This is a genomic window from Nostoc sp., assembly GCF_054880495.1.
The window spans coordinates 1-23,308 of the sequence record NZ_JBTYKD010000374.1 but is presented as its reverse complement, the minus strand read 5'-3'; the positions used below and the strand labels follow the sequence as shown (position 1 = coordinate 23,308).

General features: G+C 41.9%; 24 protein-coding genes and 2 pseudogenes. 16 read left to right on the top strand and 10 right to left on the bottom strand.

The annotated features are described in order from the left end of the window. Positions 1–36: 36 nt before the first annotated feature. The 4 genes from ACYTXL_RS31570 to ACYTXL_RS31555 all read right to left on the bottom strand — a co-directional run bounded on the left by ACYTXL_RS31570 (position 37) and on the right by ACYTXL_RS31555 (position 4,898). Positions 37–2,499: a 3'-5' exonuclease gene (locus ACYTXL_RS31570; protein ID WP_461921937.1), complete on the bottom strand. Its 2,463-nt coding sequence runs from the start codon at positions 2,497–2,499 to the stop codon at positions 37–39. A 12-nt stretch (positions 2,500–2,511) separates the two neighbouring features. Beyond that, complete coding sequence (locus tag ACYTXL_RS31565; protein WP_461921936.1) at positions 2,512–3,342, bottom strand: KilA-N domain-containing protein; 831 nt, start codon at positions 3,340–3,342, stop codon at positions 2,512–2,514. 301 nt (positions 3,343–3,643) lie between these two features. Beyond that, the gene (locus tag ACYTXL_RS31560; RefSeq protein ID WP_461921935.1) at positions 3,644–4,636 is read right to left on the bottom strand and encodes a DUF3644 domain-containing protein; all 993 of its coding nucleotides are present in this window, start codon (positions 4,634–4,636) and stop codon (positions 3,644–3,646) included. Then, entirely contained in the window at positions 4,620–4,898 is a 279-nt protein-coding gene (locus tag ACYTXL_RS31555; RefSeq protein WP_461921934.1) for a helix-turn-helix domain-containing protein, read from the bottom strand. The genes ACYTXL_RS31560 and ACYTXL_RS31555 overlap by 17 nt, the downstream gene beginning before the upstream one ends. Before the next feature lie 337 nt (positions 4,899–5,235). Between ACYTXL_RS31555 and ACYTXL_RS31550 the strand changes: the two genes are divergently transcribed. From ACYTXL_RS31550 to ACYTXL_RS31495, 12 genes and pseudogenes are all read left to right on the top strand, one after another. Then, positions 5,236–5,433: a hypothetical protein gene (locus ACYTXL_RS31550; RefSeq protein ID WP_461921933.1), complete on the top strand. Its 198-nt coding sequence runs from the start codon at positions 5,236–5,238 to the stop codon at positions 5,431–5,433. A gap of 75 nt (positions 5,434–5,508) precedes the next feature. Next, positions 5,509–5,949, top strand: a complete 441-nt coding sequence (locus tag ACYTXL_RS31545) for an arsenate-mycothiol transferase ArsC (protein WP_461921932.1) — start codon at positions 5,509–5,511, stop codon at positions 5,947–5,949. A 183-nt stretch (positions 5,950–6,132) separates the two neighbouring features. Further along, positions 6,133–6,696, top strand: a complete 564-nt coding sequence (locus ACYTXL_RS31540; RefSeq protein ID WP_461921931.1) for a hypothetical protein — start codon at positions 6,133–6,135, stop codon at positions 6,694–6,696. Between the two features lie 54 nt (positions 6,697–6,750). Continuing rightward, positions 6,751–6,936: a hypothetical protein gene (locus ACYTXL_RS31535; protein ID WP_461928059.1), complete on the top strand. Its 186-nt coding sequence runs from the start codon at positions 6,751–6,753 to the stop codon at positions 6,934–6,936. Positions 6,937–7,068: 132 nt separating this feature from the next. Continuing rightward, a pseudogene (locus tag ACYTXL_RS31530) lies at positions 7,069–7,448 on the top strand (DUF4174 domain-containing protein). A gap of 207 nt (positions 7,449–7,655) precedes the next feature. Further along, positions 7,656–9,014: an L-lactate MFS transporter gene (locus tag ACYTXL_RS31525; protein ID WP_461928058.1), complete on the top strand. Its 1,359-nt coding sequence runs from the start codon at positions 7,656–7,658 to the stop codon at positions 9,012–9,014. A 201-nt stretch (positions 9,015–9,215) separates the two neighbouring features. Continuing rightward, positions 9,216–9,515, top strand: coding sequence for a hypothetical protein (locus ACYTXL_RS31520; protein WP_461922735.1), 300 nt, complete (start codon positions 9,216–9,218; stop codon positions 9,513–9,515). 726 nt (positions 9,516–10,241) lie between these two features. After that, positions 10,242–11,639 carry an SIMPL domain-containing protein gene (locus ACYTXL_RS31515; RefSeq protein ID WP_461928057.1) on the top strand — a complete coding sequence of 466 codons (1,398 nt, stop codon included), beginning with the start codon at positions 10,242–10,244 and terminating at the stop codon, positions 11,637–11,639. Between the two features lie 92 nt (positions 11,640–11,731). After that, positions 11,732–11,992, top strand: a complete 261-nt coding sequence (locus tag ACYTXL_RS31510; RefSeq protein WP_461922308.1) for a hypothetical protein — start codon at positions 11,732–11,734, stop codon at positions 11,990–11,992. Between the two features lie 97 nt (positions 11,993–12,089). Next, positions 12,090–12,221, top strand: coding sequence for a hypothetical protein (locus tag ACYTXL_RS31505; protein WP_461922309.1), 132 nt, complete (start codon positions 12,090–12,092; stop codon positions 12,219–12,221). Continuing rightward, entirely contained in the window at positions 12,214–12,561 is a 348-nt protein-coding gene (locus ACYTXL_RS31500; RefSeq protein WP_461922310.1) for a hypothetical protein, read from the top strand. The genes ACYTXL_RS31505 and ACYTXL_RS31500 overlap by 8 nt, the downstream gene beginning before the upstream one ends. A gap of 213 nt (positions 12,562–12,774) precedes the next feature. Continuing rightward, on the top strand, positions 12,775–13,170 hold the full coding sequence (locus ACYTXL_RS31495; protein ID WP_461922311.1) for a carbohydrate-binding module family 14 protein: 396 nt from the start codon (positions 12,775–12,777) through the stop codon (positions 13,168–13,170). A gap of 319 nt (positions 13,171–13,489) precedes the next feature. Here the strand turns inward: ACYTXL_RS31495 and ACYTXL_RS31490 are convergent, their stop codons facing one another. After that, positions 13,490–14,137 carry a DUF4337 domain-containing protein gene (locus ACYTXL_RS31490; RefSeq protein WP_461928056.1) on the bottom strand — a complete coding sequence of 216 codons (648 nt, stop codon included), beginning with the start codon at positions 14,135–14,137 and terminating at the stop codon, positions 13,490–13,492. Between the two features lie 1,799 nt (positions 14,138–15,936). After that, entirely contained in the window at positions 15,937–16,812 is an 876-nt protein-coding gene (locus ACYTXL_RS31485) for an aspartoacylase (RefSeq protein ID WP_461928055.1), read from the bottom strand. 117 nt (positions 16,813–16,929) lie between these two features. On the opposite strand from ACYTXL_RS31485, the gene ACYTXL_RS31480 reads away from it, so the two are divergent. Continuing rightward, the gene (locus tag ACYTXL_RS31480; RefSeq protein WP_461928054.1) at positions 16,930–17,859 is read left to right on the top strand and encodes a LysR family transcriptional regulator; all 930 of its coding nucleotides are present in this window, start codon (positions 16,930–16,932) and stop codon (positions 17,857–17,859) included. A gap of 1 nt (position 17,860) precedes the next feature. Here ACYTXL_RS31480 and ACYTXL_RS31475 read toward each other — a convergent pair. Then, positions 17,861–18,130 (bottom strand): annotated as a pseudogene (locus ACYTXL_RS31475) (hypothetical protein); the annotation flags it as partial. Between the two features lie 98 nt (positions 18,131–18,228). On the opposite strand from ACYTXL_RS31475, the gene ACYTXL_RS31470 reads away from it, so the two are divergent. Beyond that, positions 18,229–18,696 (top strand): hypothetical protein, encoded by a 468-nt coding sequence (locus ACYTXL_RS31470; protein WP_461928053.1) that lies wholly within the window; start codon positions 18,229–18,231, stop codon positions 18,694–18,696. A gap of 255 nt (positions 18,697–18,951) precedes the next feature. Further along, a complete protein-coding gene (locus ACYTXL_RS31465; protein WP_099068138.1) occupies positions 18,952–19,224 on the top strand; it encodes a GlsB/YeaQ/YmgE family stress response membrane protein in 273 nt (90 codons plus the stop codon). A 204-nt stretch (positions 19,225–19,428) separates the two neighbouring features. Here the strand turns inward: ACYTXL_RS31465 and ACYTXL_RS31460 are convergent, their stop codons facing one another. Continuing rightward, positions 19,429–19,851: a hypothetical protein gene (locus ACYTXL_RS31460; protein ID WP_461928052.1), complete on the bottom strand. Its 423-nt coding sequence runs from the start codon at positions 19,849–19,851 to the stop codon at positions 19,429–19,431. 222 nt (positions 19,852–20,073) lie between these two features. Between ACYTXL_RS31460 and recD2 the strand changes: the two genes are divergently transcribed. Next, the gene (recD2, locus tag ACYTXL_RS31455; RefSeq protein ID WP_461928051.1) at positions 20,074–22,314 is read left to right on the top strand and encodes an SF1B family DNA helicase RecD2; all 2,241 of its coding nucleotides are present in this window, start codon (positions 20,074–20,076) and stop codon (positions 22,312–22,314) included. A gap of 64 nt (positions 22,315–22,378) precedes the next feature. On the opposite strand, the gene ACYTXL_RS31450 is transcribed toward recD2, so the two are convergent. Both ACYTXL_RS31450 and ACYTXL_RS31445 read right to left on the bottom strand, forming a co-directional pair. Beyond that, positions 22,379–23,017 (bottom strand): glutathione S-transferase family protein, encoded by a 639-nt coding sequence (locus tag ACYTXL_RS31450; RefSeq protein WP_461928050.1) that lies wholly within the window; start codon positions 23,015–23,017, stop codon positions 22,379–22,381. Positions 23,018–23,122: 105 nt separating this feature from the next. Beyond that, positions 23,123–23,308, bottom strand: a 186-nt coding sequence (locus tag ACYTXL_RS31445; protein WP_461928049.1) for a hypothetical protein, incomplete at its 5' end; no start/stop codon positions are given.

The following is a 23,308-nucleotide window of genomic DNA, read 5'->3' as shown; positions in this document are numbered from 1 at the left end:
TGTCAAGGGTTTTTGTAATTTATTGTTAATTTTTGGTTAGATGTTTGAGGTATAAATCCTTGGTACATCATTTATAAAATTACTAAGATTCTTCTGAAATCCTCTGGAATCTATTGAATAAGCAGACATAAACAACCTTTTCTTTGCCCTCGTCATTGCGACATAAAATAACCGCCTTTCTTCCTCTAAATTATTGTCACGAACACTGAAAAAACTGGGGAATTCACCCTCGGTAGCACCTGCAATGAAAACACTGTCAAACTCCAGACCTTTGGACTGATGAACCGTAATCATAGGAACTTGGTTATCGTCCTGAGAAACTTGATCTAAATTTTTCGCCAGGGCAGTAAATTCAAGGATGCTACGTAAAGCCGTATCAGGGTGCAAATCTGGCTCATCCCGTTCCTGAAAAATCCGTACAAGATGGAGAAGGTTTTTGAGGTGTTTTTCTTCTGCTTGGTAATAACTGTAGAGTCCAGATTCTACAAGCAATTTATCCAGTAGATATGAAGGTCGTAGTCTTTGGCTAGCATCCCGCCAGTTATCTATCTGTTTAGCGAATCCTTCAAACGCCTCTCCATAGCGATACACCAATGCCTGACGGTAATCGGCTTTATGCTCAATGAGTGGAATTAGCACTGCTAGCAAGTCAATTGTGGTTCGCACATCATCCATTGCCTTGTGACTAGGCAGATGTGCAAGATTTAGATGCTTTGCCAATGCTTCTAGGTTGTAACGGTCAGATTTGATAAAGCGATTTGCTATATCTAACGTGTCTTCCCATTGCAGTTTTGGAGCAGTGATACCAGCTTTTTGGGCTTGGGCAGTCACCATCTTGATGTCAAAACCCACATTATGCCCAACCAGTATGGAACTCCCGACAAACTCGAAGAACTCACAGAAAACATCTTCAGCAGGTCTACCATGTTCTGCTAGAAAGCGATCGCTATGTCCATGTATCTGCTCTGAGTCACCAACACTGACAGTATTAGCAATATAAGCATGAAACTCAGCTTGTGGTTTCCCTTCAAATAGACGGATTGCGGCAATTTCTACAACCTCATCCTTGCTGACCGAAAATCCTGTTGTCTCTACATCAAAAACAATTACTGTACTAGATGAATAGGTTGTCAAAAGTTCACTGAACGGATCACCATTAATAAACGTCCGGCTTGATGCCATATCTGTCAAATTAAAGCCGCATTCCTTTCCTTCTTCAATTACTCCTGTTATGGTTGCGTCACCAATTCCACGACTGAGGCGAAGCAACATTCGACGCATCGAACCTGCATCAAAAGGGTTCAAGATAAGACGCAAATAAGCAAGTGCATCTTTAACTTCCTGCCGCATAAAAAATTGGAATCGCTCAACTGTGACGCAAGGAATACCCATGCGCTCCAACATTTGACTAACAACTTCTGTGCGTTTATGACTGCGGGCAAGAATTGCTACTCGGCTGTAGACAAAATCTTTTTGATTGGCTGCTAGTTGCTGGATTTGTCTACCAATCCACTCTGCCTCTGCTTGCTCATTGTTCGCTAAATGAACTTGAATCAGTTCTCCTACTTCACAATCAGGAGCAGGTGTAATCTTTGTTTTTCGGTGTTCAAATGAATCTGCAAACCCAGAAGCCGCGTTTAGCAGTGTTTTTGTTGCTCGATAGTTCCAGGTTAGGGAATACTCTGCGGGGTTAAAGTCACGCTTAAATTGCTCAATTACTTTATCCGGCTCAGATCCTCGCCATTCATAAATGGTCTGATCTAAATCTCCAATCATCGCCAGATTACCACTGTTAGCTGCTAGATGCTTAACGATGCCGTACTCCGAAAGATGAGTATCTTGAACTTCATCAACCTGAACAAAATCAAACTTATCTGCCCAACGTTGGCTAATCTCCGGTTCATGGTGTAACATCACCCGGACATAAAACACCAGATCAGCAAAGTCTAAGGCGTGACGTTTTTGTAGAACAGATTGATACTGAGCAGCACGTTTGGCATCATAGTTAGAGCCTAATGGGGCATACAGTTTTTCAAATGGATAATCCAGGGATAATTGGCGATCGCTAGCCAAAGTTTTGCAGTTAGCCAAGTTAAAAAATAACTGTTGGGCATCTTTATCATTCGATAGATCGAAAACTTCCTTGACCAGTTCAACACAGTCGGCATCATCGTAGATGACAAAATCTGCTGGTAATCCAAGCTGACGAGCCTCGATCCGCAGCATAGAGGTACACAGACCATGAAAAGTTTTAATTGTCAAATCATGTAATTGATTTGGACAATACTGAGATAGCCGCTCACTCATTTCCTTAGCGGCTCGGTTCGTAAACGTTAAGCAGAGAATCCTTTGAGGAGAGATGCCCCTATTTATTGCACATAGAACTCGCTCTGCCAAAACACGGGTTTTACCTGTACCAACCGGGGCAAGTACTAAAATTGAGCCTTCAGTATGTGTGGCGATCGCATTTTGTGCAGAGTTAAGTTCATTGCTATACATAAAGAATTAAATTTAATTATTATTATCTGAGGAATTACTTGATATAAGCCTTTTAATCATTGGCTTAACTTCATAACCAATAGCTTCTGAAATTAATTTACATTCTTCGGGAGTAACGTGTTGTCTAACATACGCAGGAAACTTATCAGGTATGTAAGTTTCTTCTAGCCATTCATGAAATTTTCCTAATAATTCATAGGGATAAATGTTTGCAAGCTGTTCACTCCTGCCATCTGGATAACAATGAATATATTGCTCAAAATCAGTGTCATATCCGTTCTTTCTTAGCCAATGACACCACGTTCTACCTACTGAAGCATCAACAGTAGCTCTATCGTGTAAAGGCGCTCCTTTAGCTTCTAATTTCCTCATTAGTTTGCCTATTTCTTCAAAAACGCACCATGTACCCTTTGGTAATGTTGTCTTTTGCTCAAACATCATTAAGCGTTCATACCAAACACGCTGGTAAGGATGTAAATTGACAGGTTTTTGAGTCGGAGTTTGACCAGTAAAAAGCCATTGCTCTACCCAGTCCGATACCATCATTTCAAACTCAGGTGAGAGCCACATGGCAAAGGAAACAGCAAGCTTAGGATGAATCCAAACTTCCCTGTTTTTATTTTCTCCTTTCTTCTGCACAAGGTCATAAACCTCAATTCCAGTTTTACTAGATAAAAGTTCTAAATACTCAATAGTTCTATCTTTTTCAAACCATTGATTAGGGTTTCTATATTTGCTAACTTGTTGCTCATATGCTTTTGTTAATTTTGTTGCACTAATATAACCATCAAATTTACGTTGACTAACAATTAATTCACCAACTTTGTGTTCAATATATTGCATAAGTATTTTCTTATAATAATCTTCACTTCTCCAGCCATCAGCTTATACAGATGAGCCGCCCTATCTCAATCTCTGCTTCCCGGTCTTCTACACCTTGATATTTAACATTAAGGTATTTTTGGACTATGCCTTCGACAGATAGGATCTTCGTGACAGCTTCTAAATGCTTGATGGTGAGTGGAGAAAGCTAGTGGCAACATCGAGGTTAATTTGCTTCTCGTCTTCAATTTAGACTTTGAGGATAGATTCTGGTTTATGTTAGTAATTGTCGATGTAGTTAAGGAGGAGGAGTATGTATCTCCTACGTATATTTATCTCTATTTTCCTGACAATATTTTTCAGCTTCTTTTACCCATAATTCATACCAATACCAAGTTTTAGCTACTTGAACACCAAAAGATTTTTTCGGCTCTTTTGCATTTAAAGACTTCCATAATTCTGTATGATGTTGCATTGCAAATTTTGAAAATCCTTTTTGGTTCATTTGTTCAACAATCTCTTTAGGCAAAAATTTCTTTTTTTCTGTTTCTTTAATAACTGTATAGGTGGCGTTGACATCTTTTGCAAGAGGCGAATCTGCCTTGATAAATTCAATAATTTTATCAGCTTGTCCTTTGTGGTTAACAAGTTTTGCTACAAATAAAACTCTATAAGCAAACTTTGGGCTGTTGTATTCATCTTCTGACAACTTAGCATCAAATCCTTCAATAAATTTTTTAATATTGTTGGGTAGGTCTTTTCCTTCCTTCAAATTATCAACTTGATATTCATCAATGGATGAAAATTGAAGGCTAAAAGATAGATACTTTTCTATGCCTTTATCATCACCAAAAAGCTGCTTAATGTAAAAGTTATAGTTCAGACAGCAGGCTTGAAACCTAGCACTTAAATATTTATCTATTTTAGTCGTCATTTGATGTTCAATTTCATGACGCAGAAGAATCAAAAATTTAAGATTGTTAGCAGTGTCTTTATCTATAGGAGTATAAATATAATTTAGGCACTGCTCAAGCTCCCAGTGCTTAAATACTCCTGTTTTAGTTCTCAAATATCTTCTCCTTTTTCCTATACTTGATTGGTTAAAATATATATATTTAATTTTCTTCTTCCGATAATAAGCATGAAGTAAATATGTCCATGCAATGCACATAATTACAATGAAGATTTCAGATTTAAAAGTTATTTGTGGATTATTAAATATTTGAACGGCAGCTAGAGCAGCTTCTCTGGATTTAAAGATTAGTGCATCTGCTACAGAAGCAATTCTTCTTTTACGTTTAAGCTGCTTTGCCATTACCCCCTAACCTTTGCTCACCAAAATACTTTTGCTTTAAATCCTGGCTTTGTTCACCCAAATCGCGTAGATTATTTTCAATCTTCTCCATCGCTAGCGGTGACGGTTTAGAGTGTCCATTCTCCCACCGGTTAATTGTAGGATAAGTGACACCCAAAGTAGCTGCAAACTGTTCTTGCGTTAGCCCGCTCAAAAGCCGGAGTTCACGAATGAGCTTACCAACTTCTGGCTGTTTGATAACTAGAGGCTTTTTTGTGGTCATTTAGCTTCTGAACTCAAATAACAAACTTGATGTAACACTTGATATATCATTTGTTTTATATTAACTACACCTATGCTTATGCGCTCTCCGTAAAAACTCGGAAATTTTTTGAATTAACAAGATTTTAAGCAGTTTCGCCCAACTGAAAAGGCATAGAATGCGATAACTTCTCTACGAGACGCTCTTGCGTTCGTTAAGCTGCGCGTAGTTTACCGCCGTAGGCATCGCCCGCTTCGCCCCAGTTCTCTTGGAATTTAACAAGCATAAATTACGTATACGGCCAACGCACAGGCGATCGCTCCCCTGCTTTCCTCGCTTGAATTGGGTGGGGTAGGCGATGTCTGCGATGGGCTTCTCTAGGAGAGGCTACGCCAACGCGATCGCACCCCTACAGTTGCTCCATCTTCACACCTGCCACTTCCATCATCACCCTAGTAATCGGCACAAGCCGCCCCACAGTTGCCAGAGCGATCGCTTCTCCCAATCAAGTGAGGAAATTGCCCCATCGCACCCATCTAATGAGAGTGAAAAGTAGCCTGGATATCTTGCAAATTACCTCATTTACCAGTAAAAAGCCCGTAGGCTTACTGAAAATCATTTGGTCAACTCAATGAATAAAATCTTGTTCCTTTGTACCGGCAATTATTACCGTAGCCGCTTTGCTGAACATCTATTTAATTGGTTAGCTGTTAAGCAGGGGTTAGATTGGCAGGCTGATTCACGAGGTTTAGCACTTGAGCAGGGTGTAAACAATGTGGGGCCAATTTCTCGATATGCGGCTGAGGCTTTAGCAGTGCGCTTAGTAAACCTACCGGATGATGAACGGTTTCCACTGCCAGCCAGTGAGCCAGATTTTCAGTCAGCTACTAGAATTATTGCCCTAGATGAATTAGAACACCGTCCACTAATGAATGAACGCTTTCCCCACTGGGCAGATGCTATTGAATACTGGCTAGTTCACGATATAGATAAAACCTCTGCAACCGTTGCCCTTGGGCAAATTGAGAAACATATACTGCAACTCGTAGAACAATTAGCTCAAAGTTACTAGCAAGGCGATAGGCGATCGCTCAAGTTTCCTCTAAGAAAAATGGGCAAGCTACATAACCTGGAACGGGAGCCCGATTTCTCAATTACTGCACAGATCGCTTATTCCTTCAGCGTGTTGGTGGTCGCTACCGCTTCATCCACAAACTACTGCAAGACCACTTCGCCCAAATGGAGTTTAAGCGCAATGTTGACTGAAAAAGAAACTACAGTTAGCCATCGCTCCCCAGTAAATACAAGCGATCGCGTAGACCATCGCCCCAAAAAAATCAAGAGAGGAAAAGCTGCACCCCAACAGCGATGCCTATGGCGGGTACGCCATCGCGCTTTCTTGCCCAAGCTAGGTATCGCACCTCAACAAATGGGAACCCTGGTAACAGTTGCGTTTACCAGTCTCATGAAATTCTTGAACTTCCTCAAACCCAAACCAGCCCAGCCAACTATTCTATGCTACGGACAACAAAGCTCCCGCGTTAGCCAAGAGCAAATTCAATCGCTGATGGAATGGTTGTTTGCTAGTTTAATGGCGGCTGAATATTTCGGTAAATCCCATATTATCTGGTACGACGACAACAACCCAGACCCCGCAAGAGAGCAAACAGTTAAAAAAATTGTGCGCTCTGGTGAGCCAGTTTTCTTATATCGCTGTGGTGGTAAAGTGCAGCCACCGCCCAAAGGCTACTATTGGCGGATGATGCAGGAACACCCATCGATGCGGATTTATCAATTAGAAATAAAGGATGGGGAGTGATGGGGCGTAGGCGCAGCCCCTCTCCTGAAATTCTTAGAGGATAAAGTCAGAGCGATGTCTACGACGGGCTGTGACGCTCCTGCGTCGCTAACGCTACGCTATCGGTGTCGCTCCTCTCCTGAAATTCAAGCGAGGATAAACATCAAAGCAGCGATGCCTACCCTCTTCCTGGTAAGCATCACACTTATTCAATTACCATCACCGGATAGAGTCAGAGAAGGAAAATTAATGATAGCTTGAGATGATGGAAAGTTCATCTCAATCCCCGAAGTGAATAACTCAGTATTAATTGCCCTGACCCTCACCACGTCTATAGTTCTATCGGCAGTCAGCATTGCTGGTACTGTCCAAGGTTCAACCCATGCCATCAAAATGTCTTCATTTAACCTCAGTTCTCAAAAATGGCAAAACCGCGTGTTACTAGTCTTTGCACCGTCTGTTGATAACCAGAGCTATCAGCAACAGATGCAGCTATTGCAGAAAGCGGTTTTAAAGACCGGGATTTAGTTCTCGTTCAGGTTTTGGCAACAAATGAAAGCTATGCCAACGGACAGTTAATAGATCAGTCTGCTGCTGCCAATTTGCGCGCTCGCTTCAGAGTTAATAAAGAAAATTTTCGCGTCATCTTGGTAGGCAAAGATGGTGGTGTTAAGCGCCAAGGCACAAAACCTGTCAAAGCCACAGCAATTTTTGAGCAAATTGACGCTATGCCGATGCGTCAGCAAGAAATGCAACAGCGAGGCAGAAAGTAGCTATAAAATTCTTAGAGGAAAAGTTTGGATGAGCGATCGCTATGAAGGTAAGAGAATTTACACAAGCGATCGCTATCAAGTGGTTTTGATCAGCCTGGGTCAGAAAATATGAGTAAGATTTGGTTGGGGTCTGAATCCCCATCCAAATCCTAGTACCCAGTACAACCAGTTCCCAGTCCAATCTAATTTTTGATCTAGGAGAAAAACTTGAAAAATATAGTAACTTCTGTTTTAGACAAAGAACGAACCATTGCACAGCCTAGATTTAATCGTTGGCTAATTCCTCCAGCAGCATTAGCAATACACTTGTGCATCGGACAAGTGTATGCATTTAGTGTGTTCAACCTGCCTATGACCAAACTTATCGGCATTACGCAATCAGCACCGACCGATTGGAACTTGCCGACTCTCGGCTGGATATTTTCTAGTGCGATTGCCTTTCTAGGGATTTCTGCGGCTCTATTTGGCAAATGGGTTGAAAAACAAGGCCCCCGCAAAGCAATGTTTGTTGCAACACTCTGCTTTAGCGGCGGCTTCTTTATTTCTGCTTTTGGAGTGTATTTACATCAGATTGTACTTGTTTATCTTGGTTACGGTGTATTAGGCGGTATTGGCTTAGGTATTGGCTATATTTCTCCCGTCTCGACGTTGATTAAATGGTTTCCCGACCGTCCAGGGATGGCAACAGGGATGGCAATTATGGGATTTGGTGGCGGAGCGATCATTGGTTCGCCACTCGCGGTAGCACTGATGGAGCATTTTAAATCTTCCACCTCTGTCGGGGTATGGCAAACATTTGTGGTTATGGGTGTAATTTACTTTTGTCTGATGATGTGTGGTGTCTTCTTTGTACGTATTGCACCACCTACTTGGCAACCCCCACACTACACACCACCTACTCAACCCCAAAAGTTGGTAACAACGTCAAATATTACTGCTGATAACGCAATTAAAACACCGCAATTCTGGTTGTTATGGATTGTATTATGTACAAACGTCACCGCTGGAATTGGTGTTTTAAGCCAAGCTTCGCCCATGATTCAGGAAATCTTTAAGGTTTCTCCCTCAGTCGGTGCTGGATTTGTCGTGCTGTTAAGCTTGTTTAATTTAGTTGGTCGGTTTTTCTGGTCATCTTTATCAGACTACATCGGCAGGAAACAAACCTATATGATTTTCTTTGGTTTAGGCATACTTTTGTATGCTTCAATTCCGACAATTGGCGAACTTGGGAATATTCTACTGTTTTACATCGGTTTTTGTATCATTTTGACCATGTATGGTGGTGGATTTGCCACCATTCCTGCTTATCTGCGTGATTTATTTGGAACAATGCAGGTTGGCGCTATTCATGGACGGTTGCTCACGGCATGGTCTGTGGCAGGTGTTATCGGCCCAGTTCTTGTAAATTACATCCGCGAGTTTCAGATCAATCACGGGATACCGAAAGCTCAAGCCTATACAGTGACTATGTATATCATGGTAGGAGTATTGATTATTGGCTTTATTGCCAATCTACTCATAAGTGAAGTTCACAGAAAATATACTATTGGACAAGAGCAGTTATAACCAATCTCCAAGTTGATTCGGGGTAGGAGGTTCGTAGCTTGCCGTACTTCTCTTCTTAGAGGAAAAGTTGCACCCCAACAGCGTAGGCGTAGCCCGCCTTCGGCATCGCCCCCGTAAAATACAAGCGAGGAAAAGTTGCACACTTGAGGAGCGTAGTTTACCGCCGCAGGCATCGCTGTTTTGTGACAGTACACTGGTACTATGAAAATCAAAGAGTGCGATCGCTGCCTCCTTTACGCCCACAATCCCCACATAGTCTGTGCTGCTAGTTTAATGGCGGCAGAATATTTGGGGAAATCCCATATTATCTGGTACGACAGCGATAACCCAGACTCCAGCCTAGAGCAGAAAGTTAAAAAAATTGTGCGCTCTGGTGAGCCAGTTTTCTTATATCGCTGTGGTGGTAAAGTGCAGCCACCGCCCAAAGGCTACTATTGGCGGATGATGCAGGAACACCCATCAATGCGGATTTATCAATTAGAAATAAAGGATGGGGAGTGATGGGGCGATCGCTCTATATAACCAAAACTAAGCTTTGGAGCGTTAGCTCGGTGTCACCGAAAAGCAGAAACAAAACGCGATCGCAGAACCGCTCTATTGCTCAAATTTCCTCGCTTGAAAATAGCATAGGCATAGCCCCCGCAGGTATCGCCTTATCTTCTGTCAAATCCCCGTCAACGCGATAGCAATTCTTCTCATATATTTGCTGCTGAATTATTGTCTGAGATAGTATAAATAGTTTGTTAACCCTATATACTCAGCTTGTAGCCGTTTTGAGCAAATTGACGCTATGCCGATGCGCCAGCAAGAAATGCGCTCTTCGAGGCAGAAAGTAACTTAAAAATACAAGCGAGTCAAAGTTAAGAGGAGCGATCGCCTGGGTTTTCCTCGCTTGTATTACAGCACTTTCCGGAATCATGAAGTACAGTAGCAGCAGTTAGCAAAGACTCTCGCTATCAAGCTTTAGTTCTCACCAACCGTCTCAATCGCAAGATTCAGTTCATACCGTCTTTTTTCCGGCTTAATTGCTACAATTATGACCCTCTTAAGTTCGACGAAATTGTTACGTAATATGGTACGGTGGATTCATGGCTCTCGTAACGCTGTCATACTTAAGTATTTTTTCTACTGGCAGAATAGGGTTGAGTGAGCTTTCTTACTTTTGAGACATCCTGTCAGATTAAAACATCAACAGGTTTCAAACATCATTTAAGCAAGGAGAATAAGATGGCTAACACTGCTCAGATATTGAACGTTACTGGTCAAGGAGAAGTCACCGTTCCCACTACTTTAACTGAGGTGCAATTGGGGATTCAAGTACAGGGAAAAACCGTAACCGAAGTTCAAGAAGAAACTGCTCAACGTTCAACAGCAGTAATTGATGTACTGCAAAAGCTTGGGGCGCAACAACTTCAAACTACATCTATTCAACTAAATCCCGTCTATAATAATAGTCAAACCCTAACTGGCTTTACAGAACTCAACACACTTCAGTTTGAGTTACCAACGGCTCGAGCAGGGGCAGCAATTGACACAGCTATCCAAGCAGGCGCGAATCTAATACAGAATATAAGCTTTACTCCCTCAGACCAAGCATTGCAGCAGGCACGTTTGCAGGTTCTTAGCGAAGCGGTTAAAGACGCCCAAGCTCAGGCTCAGGCTGTTTTTAGTACCTTGAAGTTAACCCCAGGAAAGATTATTGACATTAATATTAACTCAGCTGACAATCCTAGCCCATCTCCTTTGGTGTCTAATCTAATACAGTCCGCTGCAAGAATTGCTACAACTCCTATAATTGGTAGTCCTCAGACGATAAAAGGTAGTGTTTCTCTAGATATCGCTTATTCTCCAAATTCAGCAGCTACTCTCGCTTCGGCTACTCATAATCTCACAGGTGCGAGTAAGCCGGCTCCTGCCATCGTCGATCCCCTGACTGGTAGAACTAATCCAAACACTGCTCAGATATTGAAAGTTACTGGTCAAGGAGAAGTCACCGTTCCCACTACTTTAACTGAGGTGCAATTGGGGATTCAAGTAGACGGAAAAACCGCAACCGAAGTTCAAGAAAAAACTGCTCAACGTTCAACAGCAGTAATTGATGTACTGCAAAAGCTTGGGGCGCAACAACTTCAAACTACATCTATTCAACTAAATCCCGTCTATAATAATAGTCAAACCCTAACTGGCTTTACAGAACTCAACACACTTCAGTTTGAGTTACCAACGGCTCGAGCAGGGGCAGCAATTGACACAGCTATCCAAGCAGGCGCGAATCTAATACAGAATATAAGCTTTACTCCCTCAGACCAAGCATTGCAGCAGGCACGTTTGCAGGTTCTTAGCGAAGCGGTTAAAGACGCCCAAGCTCAGGCTCAGGCTGTTTTTAGTACCTTGAAGTTAACCCCAGGAAAGATTATTGACATTAATATTAACTCAGCTGACAATCCTAGCCCATCTCCTTTGGTGTTTAATGTAGCAGATAAAGCTTTTGCAACAGGTACTATAACTCCTTTAATTGGTGGCACTCAGACGATAGAAGGTAGTGTTTCTCTAGATATCGCTTATTCTCCAAATTCAGCAGGTACTCTCGATCTAGCTCTTAATGGATTGCAGCGATCTGCTTAATCACTTTTATTAATATTTTTTTTCTTCGGAAAATAGGAGGATTTTTTTTATTTTTAAACTACGATTGAAGTCAACAGGATGGAATTAATCTGATGAATAGAATTAAAATTGCAGATTTAGTATCAACTCATTCTGATAACTATCTCCAGAATTTATCGGAAGAACAAGAAGCAAGAGTGATTGGAGGTTTACGGTCTGCTGGATGCATGGTGGGCGCCAGTTCTAATGAACATTACCATGAGTTTATGTCTCTGGTACAAGCAGATCCGCGAGAAAAGAATGCCCCAGGGAAATATCAGCACTGGACAACAGTGATTAATGGCAATGAATTTTTAGATATTTTTCCTAGGTAAATCAACACATAGCTATGTGAGTCCGGCGTATGAACGGGAGCATGGTCAGTAATGTAGTTCAGATATTCAAGCGAGTCAAAGTTGCACACCTGGAGCGATGTCTACTTTTTGGGGCTGTTCGGTGACGCCTCATCCTAAAAAATTCTTAGAGGAAAAATTGGGAGTGCGTAGGCAAGCATTTGCCGTAGGCGATCGCTTCCTCTACTGGATAAACTGGTACTATGCCTAAGATTCCAATGTGCGATCGCTGTCTCTTTTACGCCCATAACCCGTACCTCGTCTGTGCTGTCCATCTTGATGGGGTAGACGGTGACAGCTGCTTAGATTTTCGAGAAGACCCCAACGCCGAACCAGTAGAAGTGTGGGAACCAGAAGGCGCAAGCTACTATAACGGCGAACTGATTTTACAACCAGAGCAGAGGCGGACGCAACAGCAACAGCTAGAATTGCTAGATACCCATCCTATGTTTACTGGCAAGTGTCCCCAGTGTGGCGCATCTTTTGACCGCGACTATACAGCACGGGTGCATTGGGATTGTGAGTGTGGATGGATGGATGACTCGGTTTAGGGCGAACTGATAACGCGCAGCGCTCACCCGTGCGATCAGTCAAACCAGATGTAGGGGCTACTGAAGCTGGCACTTCTTCATAGACAGATTTTCTGTCGCGTTTCGGTTTTCTTTAATTGACTGTTGAGATAGCTAGAAGCTTTGGTTATTTTCAGGCACTAGCGGGTGTAAAATCTGCAAAGTAATCATTTAATTACTTATGCAGGGCTTTTAATGAAGACATTTATCAAGCAGGTTATCTCTACCTTTCTGATATTTACATTGGTCTTATGGCTTGCAATACCTTCAGCATACGCAGATGAAAAGGTTCATTTTTATGATTGCACAGGTAAAAAAGACGGCAATTATACACATCCTTTCGACTGTACTAGATTTATCTCTTGTATTGCTGGGGCTTACGCCTATGAGAGGGATTGCCCTGTATGTCCGAGTGATCCAACTAATTGCCCAAAGGGGCGTTTGCATTACCAGGCATCGACTGATAGTTGCGAATTGGATAGTGTCGCTGGATGTGTTACTGACCCAGAATCAAGGATTAAGAGTTTTTTAAATGATTCGACTGCATCGGTGGCTAGTTGTAGCATTTTTGTTGCTGGTGAGCGTTGGTAGAGAAAGAATTGAGAGGCAGACTACGAGTTAACCGAGTACCGCTCTTTTTAAGTCCCCCGGTTCAAAATCGCGCAAGTTGCTTTCCTCTCTTGATTTGTGACTCACCAGAACTTTAAGCTTGGTTATCGCCATTCGTAATTGGATGTATGAACAACTCCTACCCAAAGACCGATGCGGGCGATCGCTTAATTTAGCTGTGATGAGCCAATACCCAATTCCCGAAACTGTGTCAGGGTAAATGAGCAATCGTACAAAGAGTACAAATTACGTGTAAATCCGTTGTCTGTGATTGGTTGGTAGCGGTGTAGCTGATGTTGTCTTAATGTTCCGGGGTGCCAGTTTTTTCCTCCTTAGCAGGGATAGCTATTTCATGACTAGGTAAGGTTCCCGCAACCATAAGCCCAATCCCGATCGTTGCTATCCCCAAGCCTACATACCAAACAATCCGTTTACGAGTTAGAGCGGCTATGGCTCCCATCGAAATTCCGACTTGCAATGCTGCCACACTACGCGCAAATAGCTCATGATGCTGTAGATCCTGCTCGGCTTCTACTTGGAGCTTCTGAGCTTCTTGCTGAATCTCCTGTTGTTCACGATTGAGTTTACCGAGTTCACTGGCGCTTTTCACAGTCACTGGTTTTTGGAGAGATTGCAGTAAAGTTACCGTCGATTCTTCAATATGACGCTTGGTAGATTTGGCTTGAAATTCCGACCAGCGATCGCTCGACTTGATTTGAGCCAGCATTCCTTCATTAGCAAAGTAACCTCCTTGCATAGCAGCGATCGCGGCTAGTGTTGAGAGAATAGCTGTAGAAAGACCGATTAAATTCAGCGATTGACGCTCCTGGCGTTCCTCGGCTTTTTGTTCGGCTAGCTTTTCCTTCATTTCTTGCAGTGCTTCGATCGCGTCTTCCTGCATTTCATGAGGTTCTCGTCCTAAATCTTCTTCCATAACTAATATTTTCACCTTCAATCGGATTCTTAACTTTTTGCGATAAATAACGGATTAATCGTATCCGTTCAGGGGGGGCGAGCGTTAGAAAAACCCCTAACTCAATTTTTGGTGGGTGACCTGGGGGTAATCGTGAGCAAAAACTCAAAAGCGGTTCCGACTAAGCGAGGGTGTGCGCCTAAAAGTCGAGGTGCTAATAATTCTCGCTTACATCCCACTTGGCGAGAAATTTTTGGTGAGTAATTAGATTGAGCGCACATGGTTGGTACGTAGCGATGCCTGCGGTTTTTGCTAGCCTACGCTCCATTGCTCAAGTTTCCTCGCTCGTAAATAGCGTAGGCAAGCATTTACCGCAGGTCTTACCCTGAGCCCTTCGACAGAGCTACGGGTAACACCTACGTCGTACCACTTCGTGGAAGCAAGCTACGCGCAGCGTCTCCAAGAGTTGGGCATCGCTCCTTTCCTCTTGTGAAAATGGGAAAGCAATGACACGGAGCAATGGCAAGAAGTTGATGTTATAAAAAAACATTCCAGCGATCGCCCAAAATTCTTAGAGGAAACGTAGCAGACAGGCGATGCCTACAGCAGCAAGCTACGCACCCCTACATCTGCGAATCCCCGGAACTTGCATCATCACGCCCTGTAAAAAGTAGCCTGGATATCTTGAAAATAATGGCAATAGGCGATCGCCCTAGCATCTGTGCCGAATACAAGCGAGGAAATGTTAGTCCAAGGGGCGATGCCCTTCTCTACGAGACGCTGCGCGAACGGCGCAGGCTCAGGGTAAGACCTACGGCAGCAAGCTACGCGTGCCGTGCGTTTTATCTAACAGTATGGTCAAAAGATTGGGTTTTTGACTAACAGAATGGTCAATTTGATAGGTTGTGCCGATGCGGTCAACGAAGAATCAATAGTTTACCCCTACCATTACACTTTTTGGCTCTAACGTGGAACGCGATCGCTTGTTCAAATTCTTATCGATAGATTGCACGCTTGAATTTTTGCGCTGCATTATAGATTCTCTGATTGTTTTGTTGGCGAGACCAATAAGCTGCCCTTCGCGCATCTAAATAGGCATTGTGTCTGTCTCCTATATACTGAGTCAAGTGGCATTGACTCAATAACATTTGATTGATTAACAGTGAAAAATAAAGCCTTTATTGAATGAAAATATGAATTAGTTTCACGCAGAGGTGCAGAGAAAGTTACTTCCATTTACGATGCTAAAATTCACAAGTTACCTTAAACGTGTTATCTGGTTTTGGAGATATATTATAGACGAGCTACAGGCTGAGTATAAAGCGATTAAAAATCCGAAAAACAATAACGGACTTAGGATAATAAACAAAGGATCTAAAAGTGGATTCCATGCTCGACTAATTTGCACAGATGATTTGCTAGAATCGTGCAATAAAATATCTAGCTTGTGAGCATCAGTGCCTTCGTTTAAACCGTATTGATGAAACTTGATGCGTCCTTTGTCAGTTTTCAAATATAGAGTTCTGAACTCAGCACCTTCATTATCAATTGTCTCCACATCAGTTCCTAATAGTCTTAATTCAGGTATTAAATCCTTCCATAATCCAAACAAATAATTACGGTTTAACTGACAGTTAACATATTCATGTTCGATTTTTTTACAATTAATAGTAGCAGACCTACTCACTAACCATACATAAGAAGTGAATACATAGCATAAGTAGCATAACCATAGAACAATGAATATTCCACCAATTAACCTAAAAGAACCAAGATATTTAGACGAGGATTTAGACATATATGTTAACTCCTTAATTTCTATTGTCAATCTGTTTCTAGATTGTGATTTGACACTTTTGGGTTAAATAGAAAGCAATATTTTTTTCATAATAAGCAGATTCATTAATAAAAACTGGGTAAACAATTGATTCACCTTCGTAAGTAATAGTCTGTCCGTCAAAAGTCAAAAACATTGGTTCACCTGGAGCAAGTGGCTGATAATCTTGAAATTGGAGTTGCGGATGAATTATCCCTTGCAGTTCACCAGATTCATTTCTGGGGTAATCAATACTTACCATTTGACGATAAATGGTAAGGTTATTATCAACAGATGCAATTTCTCCCCGATTAGATTGCTCCAAGTAATCTAAAATATTGATAATCAAGGCTTCAGTTTGCTCAAAAATATCAGCTTGTAAAACTCCTTGAGCGACTGCACCCACTTCGATAGCAAAACCCAATTTAGAGAGATTTCTCAAGTAAGGATGGTCTTGATTCAGTGAGTATTGCAAAACTTTAACTAAAGGATTTATCTTATTTAAATAAGCAGCCAAATTTAACAAGTAGGGATGATGATTGTGCAAAATTACTGTCAGACCCATGTTAGAGGTTGTACTATGCAAATCAATAATTAAATCAATCTTTGACTGCTCAATAGTAAAAGCGATTTGTCTAGCAAGTAACTGCTCATGATTAATCAGCTTTGGATTTTGTAAATCTTGAGGTTTAAAGCAGCGATTAAGGTCAGTATCTATATACCGTCGTCCTGCCGCAATCGCTTGAGGGTTTGCTAATAAAGTTAAGATTTCAAAGCTGTCGCGCCTAATTAAATGAGAGTTTTGTTTGTACTTCTTGACTATAAAAATTCCTGTCAGCTCGTTTCCATGAGTTCCACCAACAATAGCAACGTTTTTGATTGGTGAATCAGACATAAATTCTTCTCCTTTAAGATGTTGACTTCAGCTTAAAGTAAAGTTAAATTAACCGCTAGTATATATTAGACATAATATTATATAAAAAATTATATATTATCAAGAAGTTAATCCTCAATGGCACTTCAACGCGGACATAATGTTGAATTACAAGACTTACGCTACTTTATTGCTGTGGCTGAGAGAGAAAACTGTAGCATTAGCAAGGTGGCGGAACAATTGCACATGGCTCAGCCTAATCTCAGCGATAAAATAAAAGACTTAGAAAAAAAATTAGGTGATGTCATACTATTTGACCGTAAGAAACGCCCACTACGGCTTACGCAAGCAGGACTTGAGTTTCTCAAAGAAGCCCGTTTAATCCTAGCTGAAGTTGACCATGCCATTGAGACAGCAACACTCGCTAGTCAGGGAAAGGTTGGACGATTAATAGTTGGATTCAATAGCTCAGTTTCTAATAGCATTCTCCCCAGTCTTTTGATCAAGTTTCGTACTAACTTCCCCAATGTCAAACTTGTTTTACAAGAACACACTGCTTACAGTTTAATTAGGGGGCTGGAAACCCAACAAATTGATATTGGTTTGATGCACTGGTCAGCTTTGAATCACCAAGACGCAGGATTATGTGTTGAGGCAATTAAGGAAGAGCCTTTAGTTTTGGTTCTACCATCAAACCATCCTCTGGCTGCTCAGACAGAAATTTCTTTACAATCTCTTGCCCATGAGTCCTTTATCCTACCACCTTCCCATCTGTCCTATAGTTTGTACCAGCAAATTGTCAGTTTGTGTCAGCAAATCGGTTTTGTTCCCCAAGTAACGCAAGAAGCTACTTTGATGCTGACAATTCTGAGCTTAGTTGCTGGAGGGCTTGGGATCAGTTTGCTGCCTGCTAATGTGAAAACGATAGAACGTCAGGGAGTTGTTTATCGAGGGATTCAAGAACCAACTCCAATGCTAAAGATTGTAGCTGCTTGGCGATCTGACAATTCTTCTGCTGTCTTACGCGAATTTTTAGCAGTCTGTCACTTAATTCAGCATGGGGATTAAGTGAAATAGCACTAATAAAAGTGATCGCACTTAACAGTTGTTTTCCCATAGTTAGCTTACCTGGGTACTGGTCTTTCTGGGTCAACCACTCTAAAGCTATCAGGGTTGTTTGGACAATTAGCTTGGGGTTAGTACTGCTTTCCTTGATCCAATCATTGTGCTTAATATCAAAACTACCGGACTCAAATTCTCCATCCACAAAGCAAAGTAACGCCTCTAACAGACGCTTGACCCGCTTTTTAACTTGAGAACCGTAAGTTTTTTTGGGCATTACATCCAAAAATTGAACCAAAAAGTTAATCGCCAGGAGAAATAACAAAACAAAGACAATCACTAATAAATTTAATTCTTCAATTCTCCCACTTGCTCTTGCCAAGCCTTTTCCTACGCGAAAGGGCTAAAAAGTGTAACAGATGGCTCAAAGTCCTAATCTTTCGTAACCGTTCCGGGGCTAGAAGAGCGATCGCTCCCCATCTGGGCATCAGGCGATCGCTCAAGTTTCCTCGCTTGAAAATGGGCAGGCTACATAACCTGGAACTACGCCCGATTTCTCAATGCTGGGGAGCGATCGCCTATTCCTTCAGCGTGTTGGTGGTCGCTAGCGCTTCATCCACAAACTACTGCAAGACCACTTCGCCCAAATGGAGTTTAAGCGCAATGTTGACTGAGAAAGAAACTACACTCTTGCCATCGCTCCCCAGCAAATACAAGCGATCGCTCCCGACCATCGCCCCCATCAAATCAAGAGAGGAAAAATTAAACGAGGTAGAGGTGCGATCGCCTCCGACGGGCGGTTACGCGATCGCACAAGAGTATCTGCTTTCAACTGGAGCTTAATTCTTTAAGTAGATGAGATAAATCATTAAAAATGCATATACTGCAATTATCAAGCAATGAATTTATTAGCTCCTAGTTTTAGACCTAATAGGAGCTTTTTTATTTATTATCCATCTCAGTTAGGGGGTATATCACAAGAAGTAACAGCGTTCATCCTCAAGGCTATTAATAATTGGTTCTGTTGGTAGATGGAATGTCAATGTTTAGATTGCTATTGTGTATTTGTCGATGAAAAACGTCTATCAAATTAAAACAATGAATATTCTTGCTTGGATTGTTTTAGGTCTAATTGCTGGTGCTATTGCAAAGGCTATCTACCCCGGTCATCAAGGCGGCGGAATCTTAGGAACAATCTTATTAGGAATTATCGGTGCTTTTGTTGGTGGTAGCTTGGGTGTATTCTTCAGTACAGGAACCTTGACATTAGCCGCCCCCACACTCAGCATTCCTGGTATTGCAGTAGCCGTTCTTGGCGCAATTGTCGCTGTTTTCTTGTGGAACTTGCTAAATCGTCGCAGTGCAATCTAAGAAATTAAATTGGAATCAATTAATAGTAAACATCAGGGAATTCATTTCACTATATTTTCTCCCTGATCTTAAATTATTTGAATAGCGCCTGCCTGTATCTAGGTGGGCGCTATTGTTTTATTTGCGGCAACGTTTACAAGTTGTCTTAAGGGCGATCGCCCATAAAAAATTCTTAGAGGAAAAGTTACACCAAACAGCGATCGCCTAATTCAGCCAAAATCCACCTATTTTTCCATCTTTGAGGCTAAGTCTAGCTAAGACATCATCACCGCCATCCAAAAATGTCAGTTTCCATAAATAAACTTGATACCCTTGCTGCTTCAGATTTCCCAAGAAAACTGCCGAATACCCTTTTTTGATGCGAGGAGCTAACTGTCCACTAACTTGTGTAAATGTTTGTTTTGTAATACCTTCTTTGAAAGCAGCATTTCCAAGAGAAATAAACTGAGTGTAGTTGTTTTGTTCAACAGCATTTATCAGGCTTGTAAAAGTTTTTTGCACAGACTGTTCTGGTTGATTACTTTTAGTTGCTAATACTAGCTCGTTCACAGCTTGCACATTGTTTACAGCTAAGGTCAAAGGTGACATGATAACAACTGCTGCAACTACCAATCCCATTTTATTCATTTATTTTGTTGACCTCCTTGAAAACTTCCGCTAGTTAAATATATTCGTCAAAGCAGGGTGTATATACTAAAAACGGCTTGAAACTTTACTTTGAAACGCTAGAAATATTTAAAATATAATGCTTAAATTTCTTGTATAGTACATAAATACTATAGATACTAACCCGATTACTTCTAAAACAGTGAGTATCGAGTATAATGGCTGCGCCGTTTCCTAAAAGTGATGTCCACCACACCCCTACCAAGCCAGCAACAAGTCAACGTTACTCCCAAGCAGGAATCAATTACCGGAGTAGTAGAACGCCTGACTTATTACAGTCAAGAGTCAGGTTACACAGTGGCACGTTTGCAACGCCCTGGTGCTAAGGAACTAACTACAATTACTGGTAGCTTTGCAGATATTCAGCCAGGACAAACGCTGCAATTAACTGGTTTTTGGCGCGAACATCCCCAGTATGGTTTGCAGTTTCAAGTTATTAACTACAAAGAAACCAAACCAGCGACACTTACAGGCATTGAGAAGTATTTAGGTAGCGGTCTAATTAAAGGTGTGGGGCCAGTCACAGCTAAACGGATTGTTGCTCATTTTGGGATAGAGACTCTAGATATTATTGAAACCCAAACTGACCGACTAATTGAAGTTCAGGGCATTGCCAAAAAGCGTATTGCCATGATTCAAAGAGCCTGGAATGAGCAAAAAGCCATCAAAGAAGTGATGGTATTTCTGCAAAGCCACGGCGTTAGCACCACTTACGCAGTCAAAATTTACAAGCAGTATGGTGATAAATCCATAGATACAGTTACCCATAATCCCTACCAGCTAGCGACTGATATCTATGGCATTGGTTTTCTTACTGCTGATAAAATAGCCCGTAATTTGGGCGTTCCCGCAGATTCGGAGTTTCGCTACTGTGCTGGACTTGTTCATGCTTTGAGTGAAGCAGCAGAAGATGGACACTGCTACTTACCCCAAACAGAATTAATTGAATCGGTGACTAAACTGCTCACTACTGCTGACCATCAACCAACAGCAGATGCCATCACACAGTCTATCAAAGATATGGCTTTGAAAGATGAGCTAATTAGAGAACGTGATGCTGATAAAACGCTCAATTGTTACAAACCTACTTACTTCTATACTGAACAAAACTTAGCCCAATTGGTACGAGAACGCCTCACCTACCCCATCAGTTCTGATATTCCTCGCGTCCGCACTTGGTTGGAACGTTTTAGCCACGCAGTAAAAGTTTCACTATCACCCGAACAGCAACAAGCAGTAGAGACGGCTGCTTACTCTCGATTCACCGTAATTACAGGTGGCCCTGGTGTGGGAAAAACATTCTGCACTAGCACTATAGTCAGTTTGTGGAAGGCAATGGGTAAATCAATTGCCCTGGCTGCACCAACTGGACGCGCTGCCCAAAGATTAGGCGAGATGACAGGGTTGGAGGCAAAAACGATACATCGCCTACTGGAATTTGACCCCAGAACTCGCAGTTTTAAACGCGATCGCACCAACCCCTTACCCCACAGTGCAGTTATTGTAGACGAAGCCAGTATGCTGGATTTATTTCTAGCGTATTCTTTGGTTCAAGCTGTGGCAGACAATGCCCAACTATTGTTAGTGGGAGATATTGACCAATTGCCATCAGTGGGGGCGGGTAACGTGCTGGCTGACTTAATTAATTCAGGAAAAGTGCCTGTAGTCAGACTCACTCAAGTATTTCGCCAAGCTGCTACTAGCAAAATCATTACTGCATCGCATCTAATTAACCGGGGGCAATATCCCAATATTGAATCAATTTCTGACACACCTGAATCTGATTGTCTTTGGCATGGTGGAGGATTACAGCCAGAACATGGAGTGCAAGCAATTAGCGAGTTGATTACTGATTTTATTCCCAAACTTGGTTTTCACCCTGCTACTGATGTACAAGTGCTTGCACCAATGACAAGGGGATTAGTCGGTACACGCAATCTCAATAATGTACTGCAACAGTTAATTAATCCACCTAGTCCAGAAAAAGTTGAATTAACCAGGGGTGGGACTATTTTTAGAGTTGGTGACAGGGTAATTCAATTAACCAACGATTATCAACGCGAAGTTTTTAACGGTGATGTGGGATTTATTACTACTATTGATACTGAGGAACAGGAAGTAATTGTCCAGTATCAAGAGCGGGATGTTACTTATGATTATGCTGACATGAATGAGCTTGCTTTAGCTTGGAGCGTTAGCATACATAAGTCGCAGGGATCAGAATACCCAGTAGTGATTTTGCCTTTGTACACGCAACATTACATGATGCTGACTCGGAATTTACTTTATACGGGGCTGACTCGTGCCAAGAAGCTGGCGATTATTATAGGCAGCAAGAAGGCAATCAGTATGTGCGTTCGTTCTACAAAATCGCAGGAGCGATATACCAGATTGCAAGAGAGGCTAGTTTATGAGTTGCAATAGCGATCGCTCAGGCCATCGCTATAAAGAGCGGCTCCATGCAATGGAACAGCAGTCAATACAATAACTAGGGAGCTATCTTGGCATAAAAATCTTCATCGGCACGCCCAAAAGCAGGTCGCTGCATCAAACCATTTATATATTCAGTCAGGGGGTCATCATCTAAGAGCATTCCTAACTTCTTAGCCCACAGCAAAACTCCTCCAGTGACAATATCAGCAGTTGTTAGTCTATTTGCTACTAAATAATTCTTGCCAACCAATACTTCCCTCAGAGGTTGAGCAACTCGGTCAAACCATTGTCGAGATTCTTGCAGGGAAGTTTCCGACCTGAAAAAACCCGGCAGTAGTTTTTCTGGCAGATTTGGCAGCACATTAAACATATAATGCTCAACAGGTGGCTCTAGGGTAACTGCGGCATAAAAAAGCCATTGCTGGTAATCGGCACGTTCAGGACTATCTAGCGGTGGAGCAAACCCCATTTCTATATGTTTGTCTGCAAGATAAGTACAAATAGCAGCAGACTCAAAAATCGTTACTTCCCCGTCTACCAAGACTGGTACTTTACCGTGTGGGTGCAGTTCTTTATATTCTGATTGTTTTGTCATGGTCATATTGACTCGAACTAAGTCATAAGCAATTCCCATTTCTTCCAACAGCCACCGGGGGCGTACTGCTCTTGTTGTGGGAATGTAATATAGCTTCATCGCTCCTCCATCAGCCAATGTCTACTATTAAAAGCGCATAAAGTTATTCCAACTCAAAAAACTTAGTGAAATGAGGAAAAATTGCACCCCTGGAGCGTAATACTATCAATATTGTCCGCCAATATTAAGTAATGCAAACCATTGGTGTGAAATTACTAATCGTGATTGGGGAATTAAACTGGTGCTATCTCTGATTTTGACATCCTCCCCACCTTGCTTACGCTGAAGGTGGGGATTCCAAAGATCGCTCCTTGGGTTTTCTCTTTCCACGAGTCGGCTTACTTGTCTGAG

Coding starts and splice junctions, on each gene's coding strand:
- ACYTXL_RS31480 (WP_461928054.1), top strand. CDS start 16,930: ATGGCACTTCAACGCGGACATAATGTTGAATTACAAGACTTACGCTAC.
- ACYTXL_RS31450 (WP_461928050.1), bottom strand. CDS start 23,017: ATGAAGCTATATTACATTCCCACAACAAGAGCAGTACGCCCCCGGTGG.
- ACYTXL_RS31550 (WP_461921933.1), top strand. CDS start 5,236: ATGTCTGCGATGGGCTTCTCTAGGAGAGGCTACGCCAACGCGATCGCA.
- recD2 (WP_461928051.1), top strand. CDS start 20,074: ATGTCCACCACACCCCTACCAAGCCAGCAACAAGTCAACGTTACTCCC.
- ACYTXL_RS31520 (WP_461922735.1), top strand. CDS start 9,216: ATGAAAATCAAAGAGTGCGATCGCTGCCTCCTTTACGCCCACAATCCC.
- ACYTXL_RS31515 (WP_461928057.1), top strand. CDS start 10,242: ATGGCTAACACTGCTCAGATATTGAACGTTACTGGTCAAGGAGAAGTC.
- ACYTXL_RS31545 (WP_461921932.1), top strand. CDS start 5,509: ATGAATAAAATCTTGTTCCTTTGTACCGGCAATTATTACCGTAGCCGC.
- ACYTXL_RS31535 (WP_461928059.1), top strand. CDS start 6,751: ATGTCTACGACGGGCTGTGACGCTCCTGCGTCGCTAACGCTACGCTAT.
- ACYTXL_RS31570 (WP_461921937.1), bottom strand. CDS start 2,499: ATGTATAGCAATGAACTTAACTCTGCACAAAATGCGATCGCCACACAT.
- ACYTXL_RS31560 (WP_461921935.1), bottom strand. CDS start 4,636: ATGGCAAAGCAGCTTAAACGTAAAAGAAGAATTGCTTCTGTAGCAGAT.
- ACYTXL_RS31460 (WP_461928052.1), bottom strand. CDS start 19,851: ATGAATAAAATGGGATTGGTAGTTGCAGCAGTTGTTATCATGTCACCT.
- ACYTXL_RS31510 (WP_461922308.1), top strand. CDS start 11,732: ATGAATAGAATTAAAATTGCAGATTTAGTATCAACTCATTCTGATAAC.
- ACYTXL_RS31485 (WP_461928055.1), bottom strand. CDS start 16,812: ATGTCTGATTCACCAATCAAAAACGTTGCTATTGTTGGTGGAACTCAT.
- ACYTXL_RS31565 (WP_461921936.1), bottom strand. CDS start 3,342: ATGCAATATATTGAACACAAAGTTGGTGAATTAATTGTTAGTCAACGT.
- ACYTXL_RS31465 (WP_099068138.1), top strand. CDS start 18,952: ATGAATATTCTTGCTTGGATTGTTTTAGGTCTAATTGCTGGTGCTATT.
- ACYTXL_RS31495 (WP_461922311.1), top strand. CDS start 12,775: ATGAAGACATTTATCAAGCAGGTTATCTCTACCTTTCTGATATTTACA.
- ACYTXL_RS31505 (WP_461922309.1), top strand. CDS start 12,090: ATGTCTACTTTTTGGGGCTGTTCGGTGACGCCTCATCCTAAAAAATTC.
- ACYTXL_RS31555 (WP_461921934.1), bottom strand. CDS start 4,898: ATGACCACAAAAAAGCCTCTAGTTATCAAACAGCCAGAAGTTGGTAAG.
- ACYTXL_RS31540 (WP_461921931.1), top strand. CDS start 6,133: ATGTTGACTGAAAAAGAAACTACAGTTAGCCATCGCTCCCCAGTAAAT.
- ACYTXL_RS31500 (WP_461922310.1), top strand. CDS start 12,214: ATGCCTAAGATTCCAATGTGCGATCGCTGTCTCTTTTACGCCCATAAC.